This is a genomic window from Brucella pseudogrignonensis, assembly GCF_031454375.1.
Classification (GTDB): Bacteria; Pseudomonadota; Alphaproteobacteria; order Rhizobiales; family Rhizobiaceae; genus Brucella; species Brucella pseudogrignonensis_A.
In genome coordinates this window covers 18,521-41,187 of record NZ_JAVDQT010000004.1, presented here as the reverse complement: position 1 = coordinate 41,187, position 22,667 = coordinate 18,521, and the positions used below count along the sequence as shown (strand labels likewise).

The window sequence follows — 22,667 nt, the reverse complement described above, 5'->3', positions numbered from 1 at the left end:
GCTAAGCCGCCGCAAGCACATGACCGAGGCTTCGGTTCCATCGTTCATAAGCTGCTGCCATGCGGCTATCATATTGATTACGTGCGAAGGCCGGACCATTGTAGCGGCGCGCAAAATCGCGCCAGTCTTTTGTCTGTAAACTTGGTTTCAATCCGGCTTTGTCGATAAAATTCAGCATCAGCGAGACTTGCCCTGTGACGCCGCTGCGTGCCTCGTTTACCAATTCATCAATGCTGCGATAACCAAGCCATTCCCAATGCGCGCCCATCACCTGACCCAAGCCCCACGAGGTAGATTCAAGTGCGGCCTGACGGTGAATGCTCATGGCACGTTCCAGCAGCAGCCAGCGCTCACGTTGCATCTTGGGGTTCCGTACGCGTCCGGCTTCTGGTGAGGCCAGTCCCATCTGACGCGCCTGCTCGCGAATACGGCCTGACAGCCTGCGATCAAAATAGTGGCCCTCGAAGCGAATTGCCGGCTCTTTTTTATCAGCGACAGGAAACAGTGCCCGACCGCCGCTTTCCACCTCGGCCACTGCCAGCAAAGCGGTGGGTTCAATGCCTGCATCGCTGGCCATTGAAACAATCGCCGCGAAAGTTTCGGTATCAAACATCTGATTTCTCCTCTGAAAACTACGTTCATCGAAGCCAGATTGTCGCTGCACCTGAGAGGCCGGGGATAAATAACTTGAATTTGCCGCGTTCGAGGACTAGGTCGAAGTAAATTTAAAAGAGATAGAACCTATGAGCAATTTGCCATTTACCGTTGCCGCCCTTTATTGCTTTGCGCCATTGCCGCAATATGAAAGCCTGCGCGAGCCGCTGGCTACACTCTGTTGCTCAAACGGGATCAAAGGGACGTTGCTGCTTGCAGCAGAGGGTATCAATGGCACGGTTGCAGGCACCGCCGAGGCGATCGAAAAGCTCGTAAAATACATCACCGCAGTTCCCGGCCTTGCTAACCCGGAACTCAAATATTCCCATGCAACCGAAATGCCGTTCTATCGCATGAAGGTGCGTTTGAAGCGCGAAATCGTCACCATGGGCGTTGATGGCATTGATCCGCTGAAAAGCGTTGGCACCTATATTGCGCCCAAGGATTGGAACGCGCTGATTGCCGATGAAGACACGGTCGTTGTCGATACGCGCAATGATTACGAATATGCCATTGGTACATTCGAAGGTGCGCTTGATCCGAACACCAAGACCTTCCGCGAGTTCCCGGAATGGGTTGAGCAGAACCGCGACAAGCTGGAAGGCAAGAAGATTGCCATGTTCTGCACGGGCGGTATTCGCTGTGAGAAGGCAACAGCTTTCGTCAAGGGTCTTGGTTTCGATGACGTGTTTCATCTTAAGGGCGGCATTCTGAAATATCTCGAAGACGTGCCAAAAGAAGAAAGCATGTGGAACGGCGAATGTTTCGTGTTCGATGAACGCGTGGCAATCGGTCATGGTCTGACGGAAAGCGATATCGAGCTTTGCCGCGCCTGCCGCCGTCCGATTACTGCAGAAGACAAGCTTTCGCAGTTCTTCGAAGAAGGCATTTCCTGCGCTGGTTGCTATGACGAGCGCACGCCCGAAGATCGCGCACGTTTCGCCGAGCGCGAAAAGCAGGTGAAACTCGCTAAATTGCGCGGCACAAGCCACAAACATATTGGACGCTAAAAATATGGGGTGTGCGGCCCTTTTTGCCGCATCACTTCCATAGGTACTAGCCAAAGCTAATACACGCCTTTAAGGTGGCCTCGTTTTCGGAACGATCTGAATTCGTTACGGAAATTCTGGGCGGCTTTTGCATGGACGCCCGTGTGAAAAGGGTCTGACGGCATCCGGGTCGCGTTTGTCTCCATCATACCCATCATCGCAAGTCGGTGTATCGAATGAAAATTCGAGACCCGAACAAACAGCGCCGGTTTTTGCCGGTGGATGATGGTGTTTGCCCGAAATCCGGGCGCTATGGAGGTCGACAATGAAAAAATTTATCGCTGCGTTTCTTATTACGATTGCAGCCGGTGCTGCATCGGTTGCTCATGCTGCCGAAAAGGTCACGGTTTTTGCCGCTGCCAGCATGAAGGATGTGATTGAGGAAGCAGCCAAGCAGATCAAGGCCAAGGACGGTACGGAAGTTGTGGCTTCCTTTGCCTCGTCTTCGGTTCTTGCAAAGCAGATCGAGCAGGGCGCTCCGGCACAGATTTTCATTTCTGCCGATCTCGACTGGATGGATTATGTCGAAAAAGCCGACCTGATCGATAAGGCATCGCGTAAGGTGATTGCTGGCAATGCGCTGGTCATTGCAACGCAGAAGGACGAAGCCAAAGGCGACGCCAAAGAACTGCTGAGCGCTGGTCGTTTTGCGATGGGCGATCCGTCGAACGTGCCTGCCGGCAAATACGGTAAAGCTGCGCTTGAAAAGCTCGACATCTGGAAAGACGTTGAAAAGAACGCCGTCTTCACCGAAAACGTGCGCGTTGCGCTGCAATATGTGAGCCGCGCCGAAGTGAAGGCCGCAATCGTCTATGCATCGGATCGCGCAGCAGCGCCTGATCTGGTCGAAGCTTATCGCTTCCCAGCTTCGAGCCATGCGCCGATCCTTTATCCTGCAGCACTGATTGCAAAGAACGAAAATGATGCCGCTAAGGCATTCCTTGCGTTTCTTGAAAGTGATGCCGGTCAGGCAATCATCAAGGATAAGGGCTTTGTAGGCGCTGCGGAGGCGGCTCAGTAATGATGGAAGGCAATGTCTGGCAGATTGTTGCTCTGTCGCTCCGGGTTGCCGGTATCGCTATTGTTTTCGCTCTGCCAATTGCCTTTCTTGTTGCGTGGATTCTTGCCCGGTTTAATTTTCCGGGCAAGTCTCTGGTACAGGCTATTGTCACCATGCCGCTGGTTTTGCCTCCGGTGGTGACGGGTTATCTTCTGCTGATCCTGTTTGGATCGCGTGGCGCGCTTGGCGCGCCGTTGCAGGAATGGCTTGGCCTTTCCTTTTCCTTCCGCTGGACTGGTGCAGCTCTTGCTGCAGGCGTCATGGCGTTTCCACTGCTCGTTCGCCCTATTCGCCTTTCGATTGAAGGGCTTGATCGTGGGCTTGAGGAAGCGGCGCGTACGTTGGGCGCCAACAGGTTTATTGCTTTTTTCACGGTGATTTTGCCGCCCTTGCTGCCGGGTATTCTGGCGGGCGCGGTGCTTGGTTTTGCCAAGGCGCTCGGTGAGTTCGGCGCGACCATCACCTTTGTTTCCAACATTCCGGGGGAAACGCAGACGCTTTCGCTGGCGATCTATGCGCTATTGCAGACGCCGACAGGCGACGCCGAAGCTTTCCGTCTGATTGCGATTTCTGCAGCCATTTCCATTGCTGCCGTGGTGTTGTCTGAATGGTTGCAGCGCAGGCTTGCAGGAGAAGCGAAATGAGCGGTCTTGAAGTTTCCGTTGCTGGCCGCAATGGCCAATTCGCAGTCGAAGCAGATTTTGCCGCTCGTTGGGGTGTTACGGCTCTGTTTGGCCATTCGGGCGCGGGCAAAACAACGCTTCTCAAGATGATTGCCGGAACGCTGCGTCCGGAAAGTGGGCGCATCGCTGTCGGTGATTTCACGCTCTTCGATGCCGAAAAGGGGATCAATCTGCCACCTGAAAAGCGCCGTATCGGCTATGTGTTTCAGGAAGCGCGGTTGTTTCCGCATATGAGCGTGAAGCGAAACCTCACTTATGCGCGCTGGGCTGGAAAACGCCAGAACAGCCGTAGCTTTGACGAGGTTGTGGCGCTGCTTGGTATCGATCACCTCTTGGATCGTCGTCCGGCAACTCTTTCGGGCGGCGAACGCCAGCGCGTAGCTATTGGTCGTGCGCTTTTGTCTGATCCGGCACTTTTGTTGCTGGATGAGCCTCTGTCCTCTCTGGATCATGCACGCAGGCAGGAGATTTTGCCCTTTATCGAGCGGCTTCGGGATGAAAGCCATGTGCCGATCGTCTATGTCAGCCACGAGATTGACGAGGTTGCGCGGCTTGCTGATGAAATCGTTCTGCTGTCGGGTGGTAAGGTGAAAGCCAGTGGTGAGGCTGCTGAGATTTTCCCGCTGATCGATGGGGAAGGCGAGGGCGCTGGTGTGCTGCTTGAAGGCTCGGTTTCGACTTATGATGAGTGCTACAAGCTTGCGGAAATCGATCTTGGCGGGACGACATTCCAGCTCAGCGATGCCGGGCTTAAACAAAACATGCATGTGCGTCTTCGGGTTCGCGCACGCGATGTCTCCATTGCGCGCAAGGCACCTGATGCAATCAGTATCCGCAATGTGCTGCCGGTTTCCATTGTGGCGATTGAAGCGGGAGAAGGGCCGAATGCGCATGTTGCGCTCGACTTTCAGGGGCGGCGTCTGGGTGCGCGACTGACGCGACGGTCGGTCGATGATCTGGGCCTTAAAGTGGGCGAGCATGTCGTGGCGCTCGTCAAAGCCGTCTCCGTGGATCGTGCCGCAATCAGAGAAAAATGAAACTGAGACAATAATCCGGTTTCCGTACTGCATCTTTTATGCTCCTGTCTCTATCAGATGGGAGCATAAAATGACTGATTTGCGAGATTGGACACCACGCCCGAAGCCTGAACGCAAAGTGCTGGAAGGCCGCTATGTGAGGCTCGAACCACTGGATGCCGCCCGGCACGGTGACGAGCTGTTTGCGGCCTCTTCCGTTGAAGATGCGGATCAGCGGTTTACCTGGCTGTTCGAGGTTCCACCCGCAACGCGCGAAGCATTTGAGCCGTGGCTCGAAAAAGTGTCGGGCAACGAAGATCCTCTGTTTTTTGCGGTCATCGACAAGGCCAGCGGCAAGGTTGCCGGTCGTCAGGCCTTGATGCGTATTGATCCGGTTCATGGTGCCATCGAGATCGGGAACATCTATTGGGGACCGCTCATCTCGCGTAAACCGGCTGCCACCGAAGCGCAGTTCCTGTTCATGCAGTATGTTTTCGATGAGCTTGGCTATCGCCGCTATGAGTGGAAGTGCAATGATAACAACGCACCGTCCAAGCGCGCAGCCGAACGTTTTGGCTTCCAGTTTGAAGGCACTTTCCGTCAGCATATGGTGACAAAGGGCAACAACCGCGACACCGCATGGTTTTCGATCATCGACAGCGAATGGCCAGCGCTGAAACAAGCTTATCAGGCATGGCTTGCGCCGGAAAACTTTGATAGTGACGGTCAGCAGATCAGAAAGTTAGAGGATTTTCGCATTGGCGGCTGAACCGAAGAAGAGCAACCCGGCACTTGCCGCAGCTATTATTTTGATTGGTTTCGGCCTGCTGGCCTATTATCTGCCGACCATTATGATTGCGCTTGGTGAGCGTTCGCATGTTGCTGCGGCCATTTTCGGGATACTCTTCGTACTTAGCTTCTTTGGCATATTCTGGCTGCGTTCGCGCCGCCAGAATAAGGACTAACCTAAGAGTGCAGCGCTGAGCAGCAGAGCGCCGGTTAGCGCAATAAACAGTGCTGCGCCTACTTCAATCGCCGCTTTCAAGCGACCGGACATGGCGCTGCTGCCTGCAAAGCGCAATGCCGTGTTCTTAGCGGTTACGGCCAGCGTTGCAAGAAATGCCACGGTCAGAAATGTGCCAAAGGCCATCGCGAAGACCGAAAGCAATCCACCAACCATCAGACCATTGAGAAGCGCGAAGGTGAGCACGATCAGCGCGCCGGAACATGGGCGCAGGCCGACAGAGAAAATCGCAGACCATGCCGTCTTCCAGTTGAAATCGTCGCCGAGCGTCGATGGATCGGCAATATGGGCGTTGCCGCAATCGGCACAGATATCACCCTCACCGATAAAGACGTGATCAGCCGCGGCATTGGCAGGCTTGTAGTTGAGCTTGACCGTGTTGGTGGTACCGAGCGCACGCGTGCTTTGCGAAACGCTGCCCTGCCAGGCTGGACCGCTGGCCATTGCCGTTTGAGGCGCTGCTGCAAAAAGCGCGCTTGTCGGGGACGGCTCGGCACTGTTACGCTTCTTGAACAGAAGCGGCAATTTGCGTGCCAGCAACCACAGGCCAAAGAACAGCACCAGCGCGAAACTGGCAATCTCCATATAACGAGCTGTCTGGTTCATCGAAACGCCGGTGCCACGCAGCAAAAACCATGCGAGTGCCACCACAAAGACCGCCATGATCGCCTGAAGTAGCGACGAAATAAACGACAGAAAAATGCCGCGTCTCAATGCCGTTTCATTGGCGATCATGTATGACGAAATCACCGCCTTGCCGTGGCCCGGTCCAGCGGCATGGAAGACGCCATAAACGAAGGAAAGGCCGATAAGCACAGATGCCTGCCATGGGTCTTCGCGCATGGCTTTAAGTGCATTGGTCATCGCGAGATAGAATGTGCGCTGCTGTTCATTCATCCAAAGAATGATATGCGCAAAAGGTCCGGTCGGTTTCATTGCGACTTCATTGGCACCGATGCCCAGAGATGATTGCGCCCAAGCCTGAGCAGCGATCATCAGAAGGCTGACTGTGAGAATGAAACGGACCGTTTTCTTCATGAGGGCTGATTATCCTTTTTTCTCGCAGTCTATCTCAAGGCGCGTGGCGAAAATCTTCGACATGTCTGTGCCTGCCGGATCATTGAAAAAGGCTTCGGTCAGGGTTCCCTGATTTTGTGCAAGCGCTTCATCGGGATTAGGGCGAATGACCTCAGACTTGCAGCCTGCAGGCAGACCTTTGACGACCAGCTCATTATCGCTCACATAGTCGATTGCTGTATAAAAGGTCGGATCGTAAACGCCGAAACTGACCTTGTGTCCAGGTTCAAGCTTTAGCGGCTTTTCAGGCTTACTGGTGAAGACTATCATCAGATGATTGTCGGAGAAGTCTGCGGCAAGATCATTCGGACGTGCCATTTTAACATCCTTGCCATCAGCAAGCACGGTCTGGAAATATTTAAACTCTGCGATAGAGCCGTTGATCACATGACCAAGGTCGATCAGCTCGTTTTTGTCGAGCTGCAAATCACCATTCTTGTCAAACTCCATCAGAACGGTTGATGAAAACACATCATCAAAACGCCAGATATGGGCCAGCTTTTCAACCGTGCCGTCTGGTGCAATCGTGAGCTCCAGCCGAGCATCGGCAAAGACATGCGGGTGCGCATTCGCGGCCAAAGGCGCAAACACTGTCGTCAGTGTTACGGCAATGCCAAGAGGGCTTTTCAGCCATGAGCGCAAATTCAGCATGTATCGATTCCGTGAAAGCTTATGCAAGGCATAGTCGTGAAGGCGGCAAAAGTGGGACGAGTGCCGCCTTTTATATCCACTTGATTACAGTTTTGTGTTTTCGCGTGCTTCGCGGTCCTTGAACCATTGGGTCAGAAAGTCGACCAGAGCGCGGATCTTAGCAGGTAGATAGCGACGATGCGGATAGACCGCATAGATGCCGCCATCTCTGACGATGAATTCATCGAGGCAGGGAATGAGCCTGCCGCGCTCGATCTCTTCTTCCGCAATAAAGGCTGGAAGCGAGCAAAATCCAAGTCCAGCAATTGCCGCGGTCTTGGTCGCGACTGGGCTGTTGACCTCGATGGGGCCATTGACAGTCACGGTCATCATCGAGCCGTCGGTATTGCGGAAATGCCAGTTGTTGCGTGAGCGGGCATTGGTGTCGATGATACAGGGCTTATCGTGCAGGTCTTCCGGGCGTTCGGGCTTGCCAACGCGCTCAATCAGGGACGGTGCGCCGCACAACACGGAATGGAACGGTGACAGCCTTTTGGCAATGAGCGAGGAATCCTGCAAACGCGTAATGCGGATTGCAAGGTCAAAGCCTTCTTCCACCATATCAACGAACCGGTCATCCAACCGCACGTCGAGCACGATTTCTGGATGGGCAAGGCAGAAATCGATCAGCGATTGGCCGATCACCGCATCGGCAAAGGTACGCGGCGCCGAAAGCTTGATGCGTCCACGTGCATCTGAACTTGTTTCGCTGACGGCATCCTGCAGCGCGTCGATCTCGCGGATGATCTCGACAGCGCGGTGATAATAGGTATGGCCTGCTTCAGTGAGCGAAAACTGACGTGTCGTGCGGTTGAGCAGGCGCGCACCGAGTTCATCTTCCAGTTCGCGCACATATTTGGAAAGCAGCGCCTTGGAGCGTCCGATCTTTCGCGCCGCAGCCGAAAAACCTTCCGCTTCGACCACGTCGATGAATGCGCGCATACGTGTGAGGGTGTCCATGGTCTAGTCCTGCTTTTCGAGAATGTTTCGGCCAAGCGCAATAAGCGCCCGGTCGCTGCCGCGTGGGCCAATGAATGAGATGCCAAATGGCGCGCCATGCACTTGTCCTAGTGGAACAGTAATCTGTGGCAGGCCGGATAGAACTGAAAGGCAAAGCAGCCGCAGAGCTTGTTCACGATAGGCTTGCAGGCTCTCGAATGGTTCGTTTGCGAAAGGTGCTGCACCCGGTACGGTTGGCAGTGCCAGAACCGCGTTGTCGCCAATGATTGTTTCCAATTCTTGTGTGAAACGCGCGCGGCGGATGCGATGCCGGGCTACTGCGTCGTCGGAGATTTCCGAGCCGTAAGCAAAACGGTCCGCAACGCCAGGGCCTAGCTTGCGATCACCGGATGAAATCCACGCGCCATGTGTGTTCCATGCTTCCCAGCCCTGTATCTGGCGGAAAGTGAGGTAGAGTTCGTCGATTGTTAGGGTGGTTTGGTTTGCAGCTTTGAGACTTGCAAAATGCGGGCGCACTTTTGCAAACATTCCGCGATACGTATCCGTCTCTTCCTGCCCAAGCATTAAATGCTCAAGCAGGGGCATATAAAGAAGCTGCGAGAAGCTAAAGTTCGGCTCATCATCGCCGAGCAGAATTTGCCCAACTTTTTCATAAAGCGCGATGTCGCGGGCGAACCAGCCGATTGTGTCGAGCGAAGGCGCAAGCGGCATAATGCCTTCAAGCGGAATGCGCCCATGCGTGGTGCGCAGGCCTATCAGCCCGCAAAAGCTGGCAGGCGCGCGGATTGAGCCGCCTGTATCTGAACCCAGAGCAATGTCGGTGATCTTTCCGGCAACGGCCGCGGCTGACCCGGAAGATGATCCACCCGTAACGCGGCTGGGTGCTGCGGGATTGATCGGGTAGGGGAAGTGTGAGTTCTGTCCCATCAAAGAGAAGGCCAGTTCATCGGTCTGGGTCTTTCCGATGAAGTTTGCGCCTGCTGAGAGCAGCTTTTCAACCACTGGCGACGAATTCTGAGCCGCAAGTGATTCGGCCAGAATTTGCGGATTTCCGCACCCCGTTTTCATTCCAGCAACATCATAGATGTCTTTAACCGCCAGACGCTCGCCTTTAAGTGGACCGCTTTGCGCTGACAGCAAGGGATTTTCCGGCTTTGCGATGATCGCGTTGAACGGATCGAAGAGCGTCATTGTTCACAACCAGCAATGAAATTCGAGGGGTATGGTAAATTAAAGCCTAAGTTTTCCGGCAGAATGTTTCACTAATATTGAACAATGGCAAGCGCGGTAAGTGCATTGCAGCACTTAAAAATTATTTTTGCCGCGACGAAGATTTGTCATTGTATGGACACATCTTTGAGATTATATCGCCCTTGCCCAAAGTCGCACGTGCCTGTGGGTGTCCGCCGATCCTCGAATGGTGAGGAATTCGGTACGGTACCTGGACCTAACCGCTCCAGTTGATCTGTTGGCCAACCGCCAGATCAAGGACATCTTGAAGCAACGACGGTGCGGGCCTTTCTAGTGTCTTTCGGTTGTCCAAAAACCGAAATTACTGAAGAGGCACACCTTCATTGCCAGAAGTGCGGATGCGGTTCTCCAATTCCAATCCAAGGCAGACAAAGCGGAGTAACGCGGGTTTAGCGTTGTTCCACCGCCGCATGAGTTTTCGCGTGACCTCAGCATCTCCAAAGGCTGGCCTCACCGCGAATGTGCTTATGCTTACTTTGTCTCTTAGAGAATTTTCGGGTCCATTGTGGACTTGATCAGATTCCCTAAGTGTTTTTTCGCGCAATCTTTTTTCGGGATTGCGCTCTAGATGCGGCAGATCAAGCCGCGCGGGAGAACGACCATGGCAACGCAGCGTATTATCGACTTTCTTAACACTCGCCGCCCAGATGGCCCTTGCCTCGTCGTCGACACCGATGTCGTGCGCGAAAACTATCAGAATTTTGAAAAGGCATTGCCTTACTCGCGCATTTTCTATGCTGTGAAGGCAAATCCTGCACCGGAAGTCCTGCGTCTTCTCGCATCGCTCGGCTCGTGCTTCGATACGGCATCGGTTGCCGAAATCGAAATGGCACTGGAAGCCGGCGCAACACCAAGCCGCATTTCTTATGGCAACACCATCAAGAAAGAGCGCGATGTTGCGCGCGCTTTCGAGCTGGGCATTCGTCTCTTTGCCGTTGATTGCGTTGAGGAAGTCGAAAAAGTTGCGCGCGCAGCTCCTGGCAGCCGCGTGTTCTGCCGCGTTCTGACCGATGGTGAAGGGGCTGAATGGCCTCTGTCGCGCAAGTTTGGTTGCGTGCCTGCTATGGCTATCGACGTGCTGCGTCATGCAAAGTCGCTCGGTCTCGACTCCTATGGTGTGTCGTTCCACGTCGGCTCGCAGCAGACGGACCTCACCGCTTGGGATCGCGCTCTTGGCGATGCTGCATCGGTATTCCGCACGCTGGCTGACGAAGGCATTGTCCTGCGCATGGTCAACATGGGCGGCGGTTTCCCAACCCGCTACCTCAAGGATGTACCGACCGCACAGGCTTACGGCATGGCGATTTTCGATGCACTGTCGAAGCATTTCGGCAACCGCATTCCAGAAACCATCATTGAACCGGGCCGCGGCATGGTTGGCAATGCAGGCGTGATCAAGACCGAAGTGGTTCTGGTTTCGCGCAAGTCGGACAACGACAATGTTCGTTGGGTCTATCTCGACATCGGCAAATTCGGCGGTCTGGCCGAAACCATGGACGAGGCGATCCGCTATCAGATCGTGACCCCGCGTGATGGTGGCGAAACCGAACTGTGCGTGCTGGCTGGCCCAACCTGCGACAGTGCGGATGTTCTTTATGAAAAGACGCCGTATCCGCTGCCGGTTTCGCTGACCATTGGTGATGAAGTTCTCATCGAAGGCACAGGCGCCTACACCACCACCTATTCGGCGGTGGCTTTCAACGGCTTCGAACCGCTCCGATCATACGTCATCTGATCTTTTAGGTTTAACTTAAAAGATCCTCTCAATCTGCCCAGCGCTGAGAAGCGTTGGGCAGGATGTGCGGCTGCCCATTTTTAGGGTGCGATGTCATGAACGCAAATCTGGAAATCCAGGAAAATACTGTAACCGGCTTTTCGCCGCTCTTTGTCCCTGCCTTCACCGTTGCGGTTGAGGCGGCAGAGCATGTCGCTGCGCGCGAGTCGCTGCTTGATCGCGCAATGGGCGAAGGCCGTCGCCGCAAGTCATCGGAAAAATTGCGTCGCGGTCGCTTGCCCGCCGAAGGTCTGGCTTTTTCTGCTATCGGCGATGACGGTCTTCTCGCAGGCACCGTTCGGTTGTGGAATGTCCATGCTGGCCTTGATGCATTCGGCTTTCCGGTTTCAGCTCTGTTGCTCGGCCCGCTTGCAGTCGATCCATCGACTGCCGGTCGCGGCATCGGCTCGGCCTTGATGCATCACGCAATTGCCGAGGCAAAGCGTCTTGGTCATGGTGCCATTCTGCTGGTCGGTGATCCCGAATATTATGCTCGCTTCGGCTTTACTGCCGAGAAGACTGGCGAACTTGCCATGCCCGGCCCGTTTGAAAAGCGTCGGTTTCTGGCGCTGGAACTCAAAGCGGGTCATCTGGATGACGCACACGGGATTCTGCGTGCCAGCGGACGTAAAATCTCGCGGTTTTAACTAATACGAACCAGCCGCCCGAAGTTGCGGACGGCTGTTATGGCAAGCCCTGCCAAGAAACCAGCAATCAGGCCTGCAATGACAATCAGCTTGCGTGAAGATCCAGCTGGATCGAGCGGCGGGCGCGCTTCTGAAATCACACGAACATTGGTGGTGGTGATGCCTTCCTGTTCGCTCGTTTCGCGCGAGCGCAGCAGGAATGCTTCGTAGACTGAACGCAACGTTGTTGCTTCGCGCTCGAGTTCGCGTAGTTTTACACGATCATTGTTGCTGTTGGCCTGCTGTGATTTGAGCTGCGCAAGACGAGAATTCAGGTCGCGCTCCTGCTGCACCGAACGCGCGACCTCAACCTGCAACGAGGCACGGATGCGGCGCAGTTCTGCATCAATATCATTAAGCGCGGTCTGCTTTTGCGATTGAAGCTGGATGTATTGCGGATGACGCGGCCCAAGCTGGGTGGATGCTCCATTAGCGTTCTGGCTGGCTAGCGCATATTGCGCGCGCAAGGCCGTCAGCGTGTTCGAGCGCAGGTCTTCGGGTAACGTGCCGGAAATAACGCTGCCGGTATTGGCATCGTTGAGCACCTGAACCCGTGCTTGAAGTCGCATAGTTTCGGCGCGCTGATTGGTCAACTGATCGTTGAGGCGTGTCAGATCGTTGTCGCTGATCAGCTTGCCATCGACATCGACAAGATCGCGTGTAGCCCGAAAATCTGCGGCGGCTTTTTCCGCAGTTTCTACATTCGCGCGCATATCTGCGAGGCGCTTTGAAAGCTCAGCCGCATTGCGGCGTGCTGCATCCGATTGTAGTGAATCGAGTTCTTTCTGGAACACGGAACCGATCAGATTGGCGATTTCGGCAGATTTTTCCGAACTGCGGGTTTTGACGGCAACAGAATAGATAAACGTTTTTGGATCGCGCCCGATAGTCAGGCTGTCATAGAGATTATAAAGAACACGCGTCTCAAGCGCCTGGCCATCGGCTAGCGTCGTGGGCTTCAGCATGCTTTTAAGCTGCGCGAAAAACCCTGCTACACCGGTCGGAACGAAAGTGCCGTTAAACTCCGGGTCTTTGGTTAGATCCGCCTCATTGATGACTTTGAGCAGAACACTGCTCGAATCAAGCAATCGGGCCTGGCTTTCTGCGATCGCCAGCGAAGCGTCGGTCGGAAGCTGGCCGGGTGTCAGTTCGGTGCCGACAGTTTTGATGTTACGTGGATCGACAAGAATATCCGTTGAAGCAACATACATCTGCGGAATGGTCAGCGCATAAAGCGTTGCGACAATGCCGCCGAGCAGTGTTGTCGCTATCAGCAGCTTACGGGACCCGCGAACGACTTCAATAGCAACGCGCGGATCGATCAGCGGCTTCCATTCATTATCGGGTGCTGCCTGCCGTACTGGCAGCTTTTCCTCGAAGACACTCACTGGTGATTCCACACTATCGACTGCTTCTGCTTTGACTTTTGAAGCGTTCTCGCGCTCTGCGATTTTGCGCTCAAGTTCCGCTTTAATCGATGCCATGCGGGAGCGCAGCTCAGAAGCGTCGTGCTCTTCAGCAGTTTTCTTATCCTGCTTGTTGCGGAAAAACTCGGTGCGTTCTTCAGGCGTTGCGGGAGGGGTCCATGGCGGAATTATTGACGGTGGCTCGTCTTGACGCGCATTAGCTTCTTCACGACTTGCCTCAGGCGCGTCGGAAAATGCAAGAAGAGGCTTGTCCTCTCTTCCTTTATGGCGCTTGTCGTCACCGCTCATCGTCAAAGATGTCCGTACCCCGAAATGGCTTATCTCAATCCGACTATATGTTTTCTGTGCAGAACAAATGGTTAATTTGTGGATCGATATTTAACTTGGTGCCTTTTAATTAAGCCTTTATCGCTAAGTTTTGGTCTATGGTCGGGATGCGCGACTAATTAAGTAAAACACAATATAATGACGAGGCCCGTGTTTGTTCGCGAAAGCAGTCCAGAAATTGTTGGGAGGCCGTGGGACCATGGTGCGGGATTATTTCTCGCTGTTTTCAGGTTCCGCTGGGCGGTTGGTAGTTTCACTTCTTTATTTCATAGCGCTTGCAAACACTCTGCCGACTGGAGACTTCGGTATTTTCGCCACTGCATCCGGTACTGGTGTGGTGCTGTCGCGCCTTGTCTCGCTGGGGTTCAGTTCGCCGCTCTATCGCATCTCGACGGTCAAGCCGTTGCTGCTGGGCACTTACACGGCGGGTTATCTCGCGGCAGTTGTGCTGTCATTGCCGCTTTTGGCTATTTGTTCTTGGCTGGTTTATTTCATCGTCTTTAGCCGCGACATTTCGTTCCTGCCCTTCGCTCTGGTGGTGATTGCGGAAGCGCTTTTGTGGCGTTCCACCGAAATGATCATGATCGTCAATAATGGGCTGCGCCGTTTTGGAATCACCGCGCTGCTGGTGATCTTTGGCACCGCCACACGCGCGATTGCCGCCGTTTTGTTTATGTTTCTCGCGGCCACTCATGATGTGACACATTGGGCGTGGTGGTATCTGGTCGCCAATGCTGTCGCGTTTGCTGTCGCTCTGCGCTTTTACCCGAAGGTGAAGCTGCGTTTTGAACCGCGTCTTTATATGCGGCGTGTGTCTGATTCTATCGCCGTGATGGGTGCGGAACTGTTGTTCTATATCCAAAGCGAACTCGACAAGCTTCTGGTGTTGAGCATTGGCGGGCCAACAACTGCCGGCATTTATGCAATTATCATGAGGCTGGTTGATCTGACCGCGCTGCCGATCCGCTCTTTCAATATGATGCTGGTTCAGAAGCTGATGCGCAATCCGGATATGCTGGCGTCGCTGCGCATCAGGGCAGGGCTGGAACTTGCGGTTTTTGCCGTGTCGGTTGCAGGCCTTGGCGCGATGGTCATCTTCCTACAGTTCTTCCCGACAGCCCTTGGTGCAAGTGTTGCACCGATTGTCGGTCTTCTGCCGCTGGTGCTTCTGGTGCCGGGTTTCCGCAATCTCATCGAGTATCAGACAGAAATTCTTTATGCGCGCGGACAGTCTGGCCTGCGTACAATAAGTATGGTGCTTATGACAGCAGCCAAGGCGCTTTTCGTCTGGCTACTGCTGCTTTATCACGGCGACAAAAACGACTGGATTGCCGGGCTTAACTTCGTTTTTGCCGGCATTTACATCCTCTCGCTGGTTTTCACCTATACCAGCATGAGACTGCCTGCAAAACGGGTATAAAAAAGCCCGGAGTTTATTGCTCCGGGCTTTATTCTTCTGAATCCACTAGATTACGCGCCGATGATGCGGCGAATATCTGCTACCGACAGGCTGAGGAATGACTGCATGCCAATGGCAACCTGATGCGGTTCCATTTCGGCAATGAAGGTACGGAACTCTTCTTCCGTTGGTGGCGGTGCAAACCATTGCATACGGCAAAGATCATGCGTGTCATGGAAATGGCCTGCGCCTTCCAGAACATCATCGACATAATGGCCATAGATAAAGCATTCCGAGAAACGACGGACATTGCCGATAGCAGCAACCCAATGCTGACCGGTGTGCTTTTCGATCCGCTCGCACATGCCGATGATTGAATCTCTGCGCCAGGAAACAAGCTGGCCGATATAATCATTCAGTGCGCTTTTGCCGTTTTTGACACCAAGCAATTTACCGGCATTTTCTGCCCAGACCGGATGCTCTGGCCATTCAGGATTGGCGAGCGCGTCTGGACGATAAAACAGGCGCAACCTATCTTCCTGCCAGAGTGTGCCGCAATCAAAAGGCTTTACAAAAGCAGTGTCTGAATCGGTATAAAGAAGGCCGTCTTCCTCCACCTTGCTGGCCAGCGCAATGCGACGCAATTGCTGCACATGCCAGCCGCGCAATGGCTTCGTTTTGAAAGAAAGCCAGACACGGCGGCGACCGAGATAGGTCGGATCAGGAAATGCACGAATCCAGGAAGGCAGCAAATCACGCTCATCGATGACGATGCGGTTTGCACTCTCGATCTGCTTGAAAAGGGCTACATCTTTGCTGTCGACAAGAATGTAATGCTTGGTGAAACCAGTGACGAATTTGTCCATGGTTTCGCACAAGAGCTTGCAACGCTCAAAGTCCTGATCCCAACTGGCCGTAACGATCGCTGTCTTCAAGGCTTACCCCCTGAAAGCTTTTCCTTGGCAACGCGCCAGAGGAAAACCGGATTGCCAACGAGGTAGCGTTTCGCAAGACGGCGTGGCTCCTGCAGCAGACGATGCACCCACTCCATCTTGAGCGTGCGAACCCAATGGGGGGCACGCTGCACGCGGCCTGTATGCAGGTCGAACAAAGCACCCACAGCACTCGCAATCGTGCAATGTTCTGCCGTGATATGCTTGTCGATGAATAGCTCTTGCCGCGGAACACCCATAGCGACGAGCAGCATGTCCGGGTGATAGTCTTTTAGCTGTGCCAGAATACCGTCAAGATCGGCAGGCTTGAAATAGCCATCTGAAATGACGCGGAAGTCATGCTGCGGTATTTGCTTCTTGAAGAGCTGTGCGGCCTCAGCTGCGACACCCGGACCACCGCCCAGAAGCGCCACTTTCATCGGGCGTTTGATATGCTGCATCAGACCAGGAATGAAGTCTGTGCCATTCAGATTGGCGGGGAATTTTTCGCCGTAGGCAACCTTGCTTGCGATATCGACACCAATACCATCAGGCAGGATCAGGAAATCCTTCAAAGCCTTCATATAATTAGGATCTTCATGCGTAATATTGGCATTGTTGGCATTCAGCCAACCTTGCTTGAGGAATTCGCGTTTTTCGATGCGCTTCTCAAAATAAGCGAATGAACTGTCCCAATCGAAACAGACAACTTTGATGCCGAGAATATTTTTATATTCGAGCTTTTCGGGGGAAATAGTCGTCATGTCAGTTTGCTTTTCCTGTCACGTCCTGAAGTGTTTTAAGGCCCCGTGCGATTGCGCTGTCCATGCCTGCGATTTGTGCCTGTTTAAAGGCTTTGCCGTCCAGTTTTTGACTATCACCGTCAGTGATTTTCTTGAGTCTCTCAACGACGGCTGCAGCAAAATCGGCTGGCTTATCGGCAATGGTGCAGTTTGCTGGAATATTGCCAATGCCGCGAACCGAATGGGCGGTTGCGACGCTTGGCATTCCGAGTTCAAACGTCTCAATTGTTTTCAACTGAACGCCTGTGCCTGCACGGCTGATCAGTGGTACAAGCTTGCAGCTTTCCACAAATTCGGTCGCGTCCGGCACTTTGCCGACGAAGTTTACGCCCGGCCATGCCGCAATCAGGTCAGCTGGTGTGTTTCCGGCAATGGCAATAGAAATGTCCTTTGGCAGTAAAGGTTTGACTTCACGCAGGAACCATTCAAGACCAATACGGTTAGGGTGCCAGGTCCATGTGCCGATCAAAGCCAGATCATGTTTTACCGTCGCTGTCTTAGATGTTGCGCCGTTACCCGGCATAACCAGCGGTAATGTCGCAAATTTTTCTGATTTCAGGCCAAGTGCCGGACCGTCATCTTCCGCAAAGGTGAAAACAAAGCTTGCCTGATTGCACAGTCGGCTCTCCAGCTTCTTGAGAATACGCGCTTCGCGGCCAAATAGGATTTTCTGGATTTTACTCTGGATATCAGCGGCGTTCTCTTCTGCCGAACGATATTCGACATTGTGCGCGATGAATATCGAAGGCTTGTCTTTGAAAACATCTTCAAATGCACCGGGAAGCGTGACGCCATTGAGAACATAGGCGTCGAAGTCGCCAAGATCGGCAATCGCCTCACGGATTTCGACAGCTGGAATCACGCGCAGCTTTGCGGAGGACACTGTTAGCCCGGTCAGAAATGATTTTAGCACCCAGCAGATTTTGCGCTTGATCCCCGCACCTTCGGTTCGCACTTCCACTTCGCCAAGCACAACAGTGTCTTTGCTTTTGGCCGCTTTATGACCAGGCCATGTGAAGCCCAAAACGGTTACTTGCGCGCCTGCACGGCGAAGACCATCAATCACGGCCGCGTTTGCAACCTCGTAACCTGTTGAAGCGACCGCATGGGGAACAAGTGATGTTACGAAGACAAGACGAAACGGTTGCAAATCAGCTCCTGACCAATCTTAATGAGTGCCTGTTTATGACAGTCTCTACAGACATGCAGTGAACTTTTCTTTAAGCGTTTATCTATAGTGGAAAGATAATTGTAAAATAAAAATCTCTGAAATAAATCGGAAACCGAGATGTCAGATTTACCGGATCATATTGAAGTAATCGCTAAAACTCCCGGTCTTGCTTATGACGAGATCGATATTGTTGTGTCGCTTCCGACATTCAAGCGTCCTGAGCACCTGATCAGAACCCTCGATACGCTCAACGCGCAGACAACCAAGCGCAAATGGGCCGTTGTTGTTATTGAGAACGAAACCGAGAAGAAGGAAGGCGCAACCGTTGCAGCCCCTCTTTTCGAAGCTGGCAAATATAATGGTATGCTGATCGGAGAATCGCATCGCGGCAATTGTAATGCCTATAATGCTGGCTGGCTGACCGCGACGAAATATTTCCCGAACTTTAAATATGTCATCGTTATTGATGATGACGAGCTTGCTGATCCGGATTGGATCGAAAACATGGTTTCGACGGCTGAGCGTTATGACGTGAGCCTCGTTGGTGGTCCGCAGTATCCGATTTTTGAAAAGCCAAATTCGGAACAGTGGGCAAAGCATCCTGTGTTTCTGCCGCATTATACCAAGACTGGCCCGGTTCCGATCATCTATTCGTCGGGTAATCTTTTGATCGCGCGTGCAGTTCTTGAGGCGCACAGCTATCCGTTTATGGACCTGAAGTTCAACTTCACTGGCGGCGGCGATTCCGACTTCCTTTCGCGCTCAATCGCCAAGGGTTTTAAAGTTGCCTGGTGCGCTGAAGGCATCGTTCGCGAAACCATTCCAGAACGCCGTTTGGAAAATGATTGGATTCGTTCGCGTGGCCTGCGCAATGGCGTTCTTTCGACGCTCATTGAACAGCGTAAGCGCAAGGATGAGCCGCTTGGTCAGGTGCGTGTGTTCCTGAAAAGCCTTGCTCTTCTTGGCTACTCGCCAATCAAGGCTGTGAGAAGAGGTGTGGCCGCGGGTTTCGCGCCTGTTGGCATGTACTTCATCCATATCGGGTTGGGCCGGGTTATGGCGCATTTTGGATATTTGAATGAGCAGTATCGCAACCCGGACAAAAACTGATCCAGCTTTGTCCGATCCGACGCGAATGACGATGCGCCAAATAGCGCTCGTCATTGCAACGGCGATTTTGTGCATTCTTTTGATTTCGTTTCGACCGTTTTCGCCCGTCGTTGCAACGGATGGTCAGCCAGCTGGTGATACGATTAATCAGCTGGGTTTTGGCATTGTCGGCGCTGTAGCGCTCATGTCTCTGGCCATGTTTGCGCAGCCCGCCAAAATTATGCGTTTGGTAAGCCTCGGCTGGATGCTGATGTTTGCTATTCTTCTGGCCTCAGCCTTTGTCAGCCCTGATCCATCAACCGCTATTCGCGGGATCATGCTGACTCTTATCGGCGTTCTCGCAATCATTGCGGTGCTTGCTTTGCCGCAGGATGCAGATAGCTATTCTTGGATGCTGCTTATCGTGGCGTCGATTGTTATCTTCATTTCCTATGCGGGTGTTGTGCTGTTACCCAATCTTGGCACGCACGGCGCTGATGCAGTCGAGCCACAGAATTCTTTCCTCTGGCGAGGTGTATTCACACATAAGAACATTGCCGGGCCTGTCATGGCAGTCTTCGCCTTCGCAGGCATTTATCTGTGGCGGCGCGGCTGGCGCATCAGTGGAGCAGTGATTGCGCTACTTGCGTTGTTCTTCGTGGCACATACGGGTTCGAAAACCACGGTCGCACTTGTGCCTTTCGCCATGCTGTTGGTCGTTGGGCCAGGCCTGTTTGGCCTTCGTGGACTTGCACCGCTGATGATTTTCGTCATTCAGTTGGTGTTCGCCTTGTTCACCATCGGAACGGTGCTGTTTGAGCCGCTGCATCAAATGGTTTTGAAGTTCTCAGTTGATCCGACCTTTACAGGCAGAACTTCGATCTGGGCCTTTGCGATTGAAGCATTGCATAGTCGCCCGTGGACGGGGTTCGGCTTTGAAAGTTTTTGGAGCACCGGCGCCGCAAAAGAAGCTGCAAATCCCTATTATCTCGATTGGGATGTGCGCGGCATTGTCCATGCGCATAATGGCTATCTCGACATCACGCTTTCGATGGGCCTTATCGGCCTTATCTGTGCGATCATTGTCATCATCATCATGCCGCTGGTCAATTACATGCGGTGCAGGCCAACACGTGAAAACCTGCTTCTCGCTGATTTCTTCCTGATGTTTGTGTTTTTCGGCACGCTCAACGCGATGCTGGAAAGCTTCTTCTTTCGTCGCATGGACCCGGTGTGGCTCATGCTCATTTTTGCAATCTTTGGCTTGCGCATGACGGCCAAAGTCACCATTCCCAAGCGGTCTATATAATCTCGGAGTTACCATGAATATTGCGATCATTGGCACGGGCTTCGTTGCTGATTATTACATGACCACACTGCGCAATTACCCGCAATTGAAGCTGCTCGGTGCTTTTGATCGCTCAGCAGAACGCCTCAAAGTATTTGCTGCGCATTACAATGTGCGCGCTTACGAGAGTTTTGAGGCGGTGCTTGCCGATAAGGACGTGCAGATTGTCCTCAATCTGACGACGCCGGAAAATCATTATGCGATTTCGCGCGCGGCACTTGAGGCTGGTAAGCATGTCTATTCGGAAAAGCCGCTGGCCATGGATTTCAATGATGCCAAAGCGCTGGTCGAGTTTGCTGCTTCCAAAGGTTTGACGCTTGCCGCAGCTCCCGCCAACGGCTTGAGCGACGCACAGAAGCTGGTTTCAAGCTCTATGAGCGAGATCGGCACCCCGCGTCTGGTTTATGCCGAAATGGAAGACGGTCCGGTGTTCCGTGACAAATGGGCGACATGGCGCTCGCAATCGGGGGCACCTTGGCCCGGTCTGCATGAATTTGAGATTGGCTGCACACTAGAACATGCGGGTTATGCGCTCTCATGGCTCGTGTCGCTTTTTGGCCCTGTTGAAAGCGTAACCGCCTTCTCCGCGATCACCTTCCAGAACAAGGGCCCGGGCACCGAGCATCTGCACATGGCACCGGATTTCTCCGTGGGTTGTCTGCGTTTTAAATCCGGCCTTGTTGCGCGTCTGACGTCCGGTCTTGCAATGCCGAAAGACCGCAGCTTGACCATTGTGGCCGATAAAGGCTCGATCACGGTCGATGATCTTTGGGATAACCGTTCGGCGGTCCGGCTTGAATCAACGGAGCGAAAGCGTTCTATCCTGTCGCGCGTCTTCGGACGGTTGGAAGCTAAACTCGGCAAGACATTGCCATGGAAACCGGCTGTTGGCAGCAAGCTCGCTTATCCAAAAGCTGATGCACTCGCTCTTCCGTCATTCCCGTCGCAGATCGATTTCATGCGCGGCGTGGCGGATCAGGCGCGCGCGATTGAAACGGGAGCTACGGCGTTCTTCTCCGGTGCTGTGGCTTTGCACATCACCGAAGTAGCCCTCGCACTCAACAATGCCGGAGAAAATGCAGCGCCCTATAAGGTGCAGAGCGCGTTTTAAGCAGGTTCTTGCGCAAGCACAGTGCTGACGATGCTAGCCGCCGCAGCACTGTGTTCAAGTGGCATGATCGGGCTTGAAATCTCGTCGCGTTTGAGCGCATCGCGCACGGCTTGCGCCTGAAACTGCAAGCCACTACCTGAAAATGGATGGTGTTCAACAGTTCTGCCCGGAAGTGGCAGGCGGTTAAGCACCTTGCCAATCAACCCGCCCGGACCTTTCGGACCAAGGGCCGAATTCATCACTTTTGCGGAAAATATAGTCAGGCGCTGTGCTTTGAGAAACGGCGCGTGGATGAGGATCGCGCCGTCTGTTCCTTCAATCAGCATCTGATTTTTGCCGTCGTGATCAAAACCGCATGAAAGCTGAGCTTCGGCGTTTGCATAGCTTAGTGTGATTTCGGTTCGCATATCGACGCCGCTTTTTGCTTTCGTCCAGCGCCCGCTCACCGCATCAGGCAAGCCCAGAAAACTGAGTGCCAGTGATACAGGATAGACACCGAGATCAAATGCAGCACCACCGCCCAAGGCCGGATTGAAAAAGCGGCTTTGCGGGTCTTCTTCACGGAAGTAGGAGAGGTCAGCTTCAATGCGCTTGACCGTGCCGATCCGCCCGGCTTTGATATGCTCGCGGGTTGCGGCAATGGCCGGAAGAAAACGGCTCCACATCGCTTCCATCGCAAAGACATTATGCGCTTGGCTTGCGCTCGCAATCGCGTTTGCGCCGTCTGCGTCGAGCGTCAGCGGCTTTTCTGTGAGGCATGCTTTACCAGCAGCAATGGCCTGTAGCGTCTGCGGCACATGCATCGCGTTTGGCGTGGCAATATAGACGGCATCGAATTCGGGGCTGCTAAGAAATGCCGCTGCATCATCAAAAGCATGATCTGCGCCAATTTTGTTTTTGAACTCTACGGCACTCTCGAGCGAGCGCGAGCAAACAGCGGTTACGCGCATTTCGTAGCTTGCTCGAATATCGGCAGCGAAGGCGTGTGCAATTGTGCCTGTTCCCCAGATGCCCCAGCGAAAACTCTTGCCGTCATATTTGCTCGTCATGGTTTGCCGCCGCCCCTTCGCGATGCCCTTGTCATTTCCGTGTTGTATATCGCATGATAAGCGCGATTACGACCGGCTTTGCCTGCC

General features: G+C 53.6%; 22 protein-coding genes. 12 read left to right on the top strand and 10 right to left on the bottom strand.

The genetic code is table 11. The annotated features are described in order from the left end of the window. Position 1: 1 nt before the first annotated feature. Positions 2 to 613 (bottom strand): N-acetylmuramidase family protein, encoded by a 612-nt coding sequence (locus tag J2782_RS13515; RefSeq protein WP_310013422.1) that lies wholly within the window; start codon positions 611 to 613, stop codon positions 2 to 4. 130 nt (positions 614 to 743) lie between these two features. Here J2782_RS13515 and trhO point away from each other — a divergent pair, with 130 nt between their 5' ends. From trhO to J2782_RS13485, 6 genes are all read left to right on the top strand, one after another. Continuing rightward, positions 744 to 1,664, top strand: coding sequence for an oxygen-dependent tRNA uridine(34) hydroxylase TrhO (gene trhO / locus J2782_RS13510; RefSeq protein ID WP_310013420.1), 921 nt, complete (start codon positions 744 to 746; stop codon positions 1,662 to 1,664). A gap of 304 nt (positions 1,665 to 1,968) precedes the next feature. Next, the gene (modA, locus tag J2782_RS13505) at positions 1,969 to 2,724 is read left to right on the top strand and encodes a molybdate ABC transporter substrate-binding protein (protein ID WP_310013418.1); all 756 of its coding nucleotides are present in this window, start codon (positions 1,969 to 1,971) and stop codon (positions 2,722 to 2,724) included. Beyond that, complete coding sequence (modB, locus tag J2782_RS13500) at positions 2,724 to 3,407, top strand: molybdate ABC transporter permease subunit (RefSeq protein WP_310013417.1); 684 nt, start codon at positions 2,724 to 2,726, stop codon at positions 3,405 to 3,407. The genes modA and modB overlap by 1 nt, the downstream gene beginning before the upstream one ends. After that, on the top strand, positions 3,404 to 4,483 hold the full coding sequence (gene modC / locus J2782_RS13495) for a molybdenum ABC transporter ATP-binding protein (protein ID WP_310013416.1): 1,080 nt from the start codon (positions 3,404 to 3,406) through the stop codon (positions 4,481 to 4,483). The genes modB and modC overlap by 4 nt, the downstream gene beginning before the upstream one ends. Positions 4,484 to 4,553: 70 nt before the next feature. Then, positions 4,554 to 5,231, top strand: coding sequence for a GNAT family N-acetyltransferase (locus tag J2782_RS13490; RefSeq protein ID WP_310013414.1), 678 nt, complete (start codon positions 4,554 to 4,556; stop codon positions 5,229 to 5,231). Next, positions 5,221 to 5,427, top strand: a complete 207-nt coding sequence (locus tag J2782_RS13485; protein WP_250041720.1) for a hypothetical protein — start codon at positions 5,221 to 5,223, stop codon at positions 5,425 to 5,427. Before J2782_RS13490 ends, J2782_RS13485 begins: the two co-directional genes overlap by 11 nt. Here J2782_RS13485 and J2782_RS13480 read toward each other — a convergent pair. The 4 genes from J2782_RS13480 to J2782_RS13465 all read right to left on the bottom strand — a co-directional run bounded on the left by J2782_RS13480 (position 5,424) and on the right by J2782_RS13465 (position 9,404). After that, positions 5,424 to 6,524, bottom strand: coding sequence for a nickel/cobalt transporter (locus J2782_RS13480; protein ID WP_310013413.1), 1,101 nt, complete (start codon positions 6,522 to 6,524; stop codon positions 5,424 to 5,426). The two genes, J2782_RS13485 and J2782_RS13480, sit on opposite strands and share 4 nt — an antisense overlap. Before the next feature lie 9 nt (positions 6,525 to 6,533). Further along, positions 6,534 to 7,214: a DUF1007 family protein gene (locus J2782_RS13475; RefSeq protein WP_310013412.1), complete on the bottom strand. Its 681-nt coding sequence runs from the start codon at positions 7,212 to 7,214 to the stop codon at positions 6,534 to 6,536. 84 nt (positions 7,215 to 7,298) lie between these two features. Beyond that, complete coding sequence (locus tag J2782_RS13470; RefSeq protein ID WP_250041715.1) at positions 7,299 to 8,213, bottom strand: LysR family transcriptional regulator; 915 nt, start codon at positions 8,211 to 8,213, stop codon at positions 7,299 to 7,301. Between the two features lie 3 nt (positions 8,214 to 8,216). Beyond that, positions 8,217 to 9,404: an amidase gene (locus J2782_RS13465; protein ID WP_310013409.1), complete on the bottom strand. Its 1,188-nt coding sequence runs from the start codon at positions 9,402 to 9,404 to the stop codon at positions 8,217 to 8,219. A 661-nt stretch (positions 9,405 to 10,065) separates the two neighbouring features. Here J2782_RS13465 and odc2 point away from each other — a divergent pair. Both odc2 and J2782_RS13455 read left to right on the top strand, forming a co-directional pair. After that, positions 10,066 to 11,199 carry an ornithine/lysine decarboxylase gene (odc2, locus tag J2782_RS13460; protein ID WP_310013407.1) on the top strand — a complete coding sequence of 378 codons (1,134 nt, stop codon included), beginning with the start codon at positions 10,066 to 10,068 and terminating at the stop codon, positions 11,197 to 11,199. A gap of 95 nt (positions 11,200 to 11,294) precedes the next feature. Continuing rightward, positions 11,295 to 11,885 (top strand): GNAT family N-acetyltransferase, encoded by a 591-nt coding sequence (locus tag J2782_RS13455; RefSeq protein ID WP_310013406.1) that lies wholly within the window; start codon positions 11,295 to 11,297, stop codon positions 11,883 to 11,885. On the opposite strand, the gene J2782_RS13450 is transcribed toward J2782_RS13455, so the two are convergent. Next, on the bottom strand, positions 11,882 to 13,639 hold the full coding sequence (locus J2782_RS13450) for a GumC family protein (protein WP_310013404.1): 1,758 nt from the start codon (positions 13,637 to 13,639) through the stop codon (positions 11,882 to 11,884). The two genes, J2782_RS13455 and J2782_RS13450, sit on opposite strands and share 4 nt — an antisense overlap. Positions 13,640 to 13,832: 193 nt before the next feature. Between J2782_RS13450 and J2782_RS13445 the strand changes: the two genes are divergently transcribed. After that, positions 13,833 to 15,098 (top strand): lipopolysaccharide biosynthesis protein, encoded by a 1,266-nt coding sequence (locus J2782_RS13445; RefSeq protein ID WP_310013402.1) that lies wholly within the window; start codon positions 13,833 to 13,835, stop codon positions 15,096 to 15,098. Between the two features lie 50 nt (positions 15,099 to 15,148). On the opposite strand, the gene J2782_RS13440 is transcribed toward J2782_RS13445, so the two are convergent. Genes J2782_RS13440 through J2782_RS13430 form a run of 3 tightly spaced genes read right to left on the bottom strand, consistent with a single transcriptional unit; the run spans position 15,149 to position 17,962 of the window. Further along, positions 15,149 to 16,012 carry a DUF6492 family protein gene (locus J2782_RS13440; protein ID WP_310013401.1) on the bottom strand — a complete coding sequence of 288 codons (864 nt, stop codon included), beginning with the start codon at positions 16,010 to 16,012 and terminating at the stop codon, positions 15,149 to 15,151. Next, positions 16,009 to 16,773, bottom strand: a complete 765-nt coding sequence (locus J2782_RS13435) for a WecB/TagA/CpsF family glycosyltransferase (RefSeq protein WP_310013399.1) — start codon at positions 16,771 to 16,773, stop codon at positions 16,009 to 16,011. Before J2782_RS13435 ends, J2782_RS13440 begins: the two co-directional genes overlap by 4 nt. Position 16,774: 1 nt before the next feature. Continuing rightward, complete coding sequence (locus tag J2782_RS13430) at positions 16,775 to 17,962, bottom strand: glycosyltransferase family 4 protein (RefSeq protein WP_310013396.1); 1,188 nt, start codon at positions 17,960 to 17,962, stop codon at positions 16,775 to 16,777. 138 nt (positions 17,963 to 18,100) lie between these two features. Between J2782_RS13430 and J2782_RS13425 the strand changes: the two genes are divergently transcribed. Genes J2782_RS13425 through J2782_RS13415 form a run of 3 tightly spaced genes read left to right on the top strand, consistent with a single transcriptional unit; the run spans position 18,101 to position 21,531 of the window. Continuing rightward, positions 18,101 to 19,093 carry a glycosyltransferase family 2 protein gene (locus J2782_RS13425; RefSeq protein WP_310013395.1) on the top strand — a complete coding sequence of 331 codons (993 nt, stop codon included), beginning with the start codon at positions 18,101 to 18,103 and terminating at the stop codon, positions 19,091 to 19,093. After that, positions 19,062 to 20,381, top strand: a complete 1,320-nt coding sequence (locus J2782_RS13420) for an O-antigen ligase family protein (RefSeq protein WP_310013393.1) — start codon at positions 19,062 to 19,064, stop codon at positions 20,379 to 20,381. Before J2782_RS13425 ends, J2782_RS13420 begins: the two co-directional genes overlap by 32 nt. Before the next feature lie 13 nt (positions 20,382 to 20,394). Next, positions 20,395 to 21,531, top strand: coding sequence for a Gfo/Idh/MocA family protein (locus J2782_RS13415; protein WP_310013391.1), 1,137 nt, complete (start codon positions 20,395 to 20,397; stop codon positions 21,529 to 21,531). Here the strand turns inward: J2782_RS13415 and J2782_RS13410 are convergent. Further along, entirely contained in the window at positions 21,528 to 22,580 is a 1,053-nt protein-coding gene (locus J2782_RS13410; RefSeq protein WP_310013388.1) for a Gfo/Idh/MocA family protein, read from the bottom strand. The two genes, J2782_RS13415 and J2782_RS13410, sit on opposite strands and share 4 nt — an antisense overlap. Positions 22,581 to 22,667 lie beyond the last annotated feature (87 nt).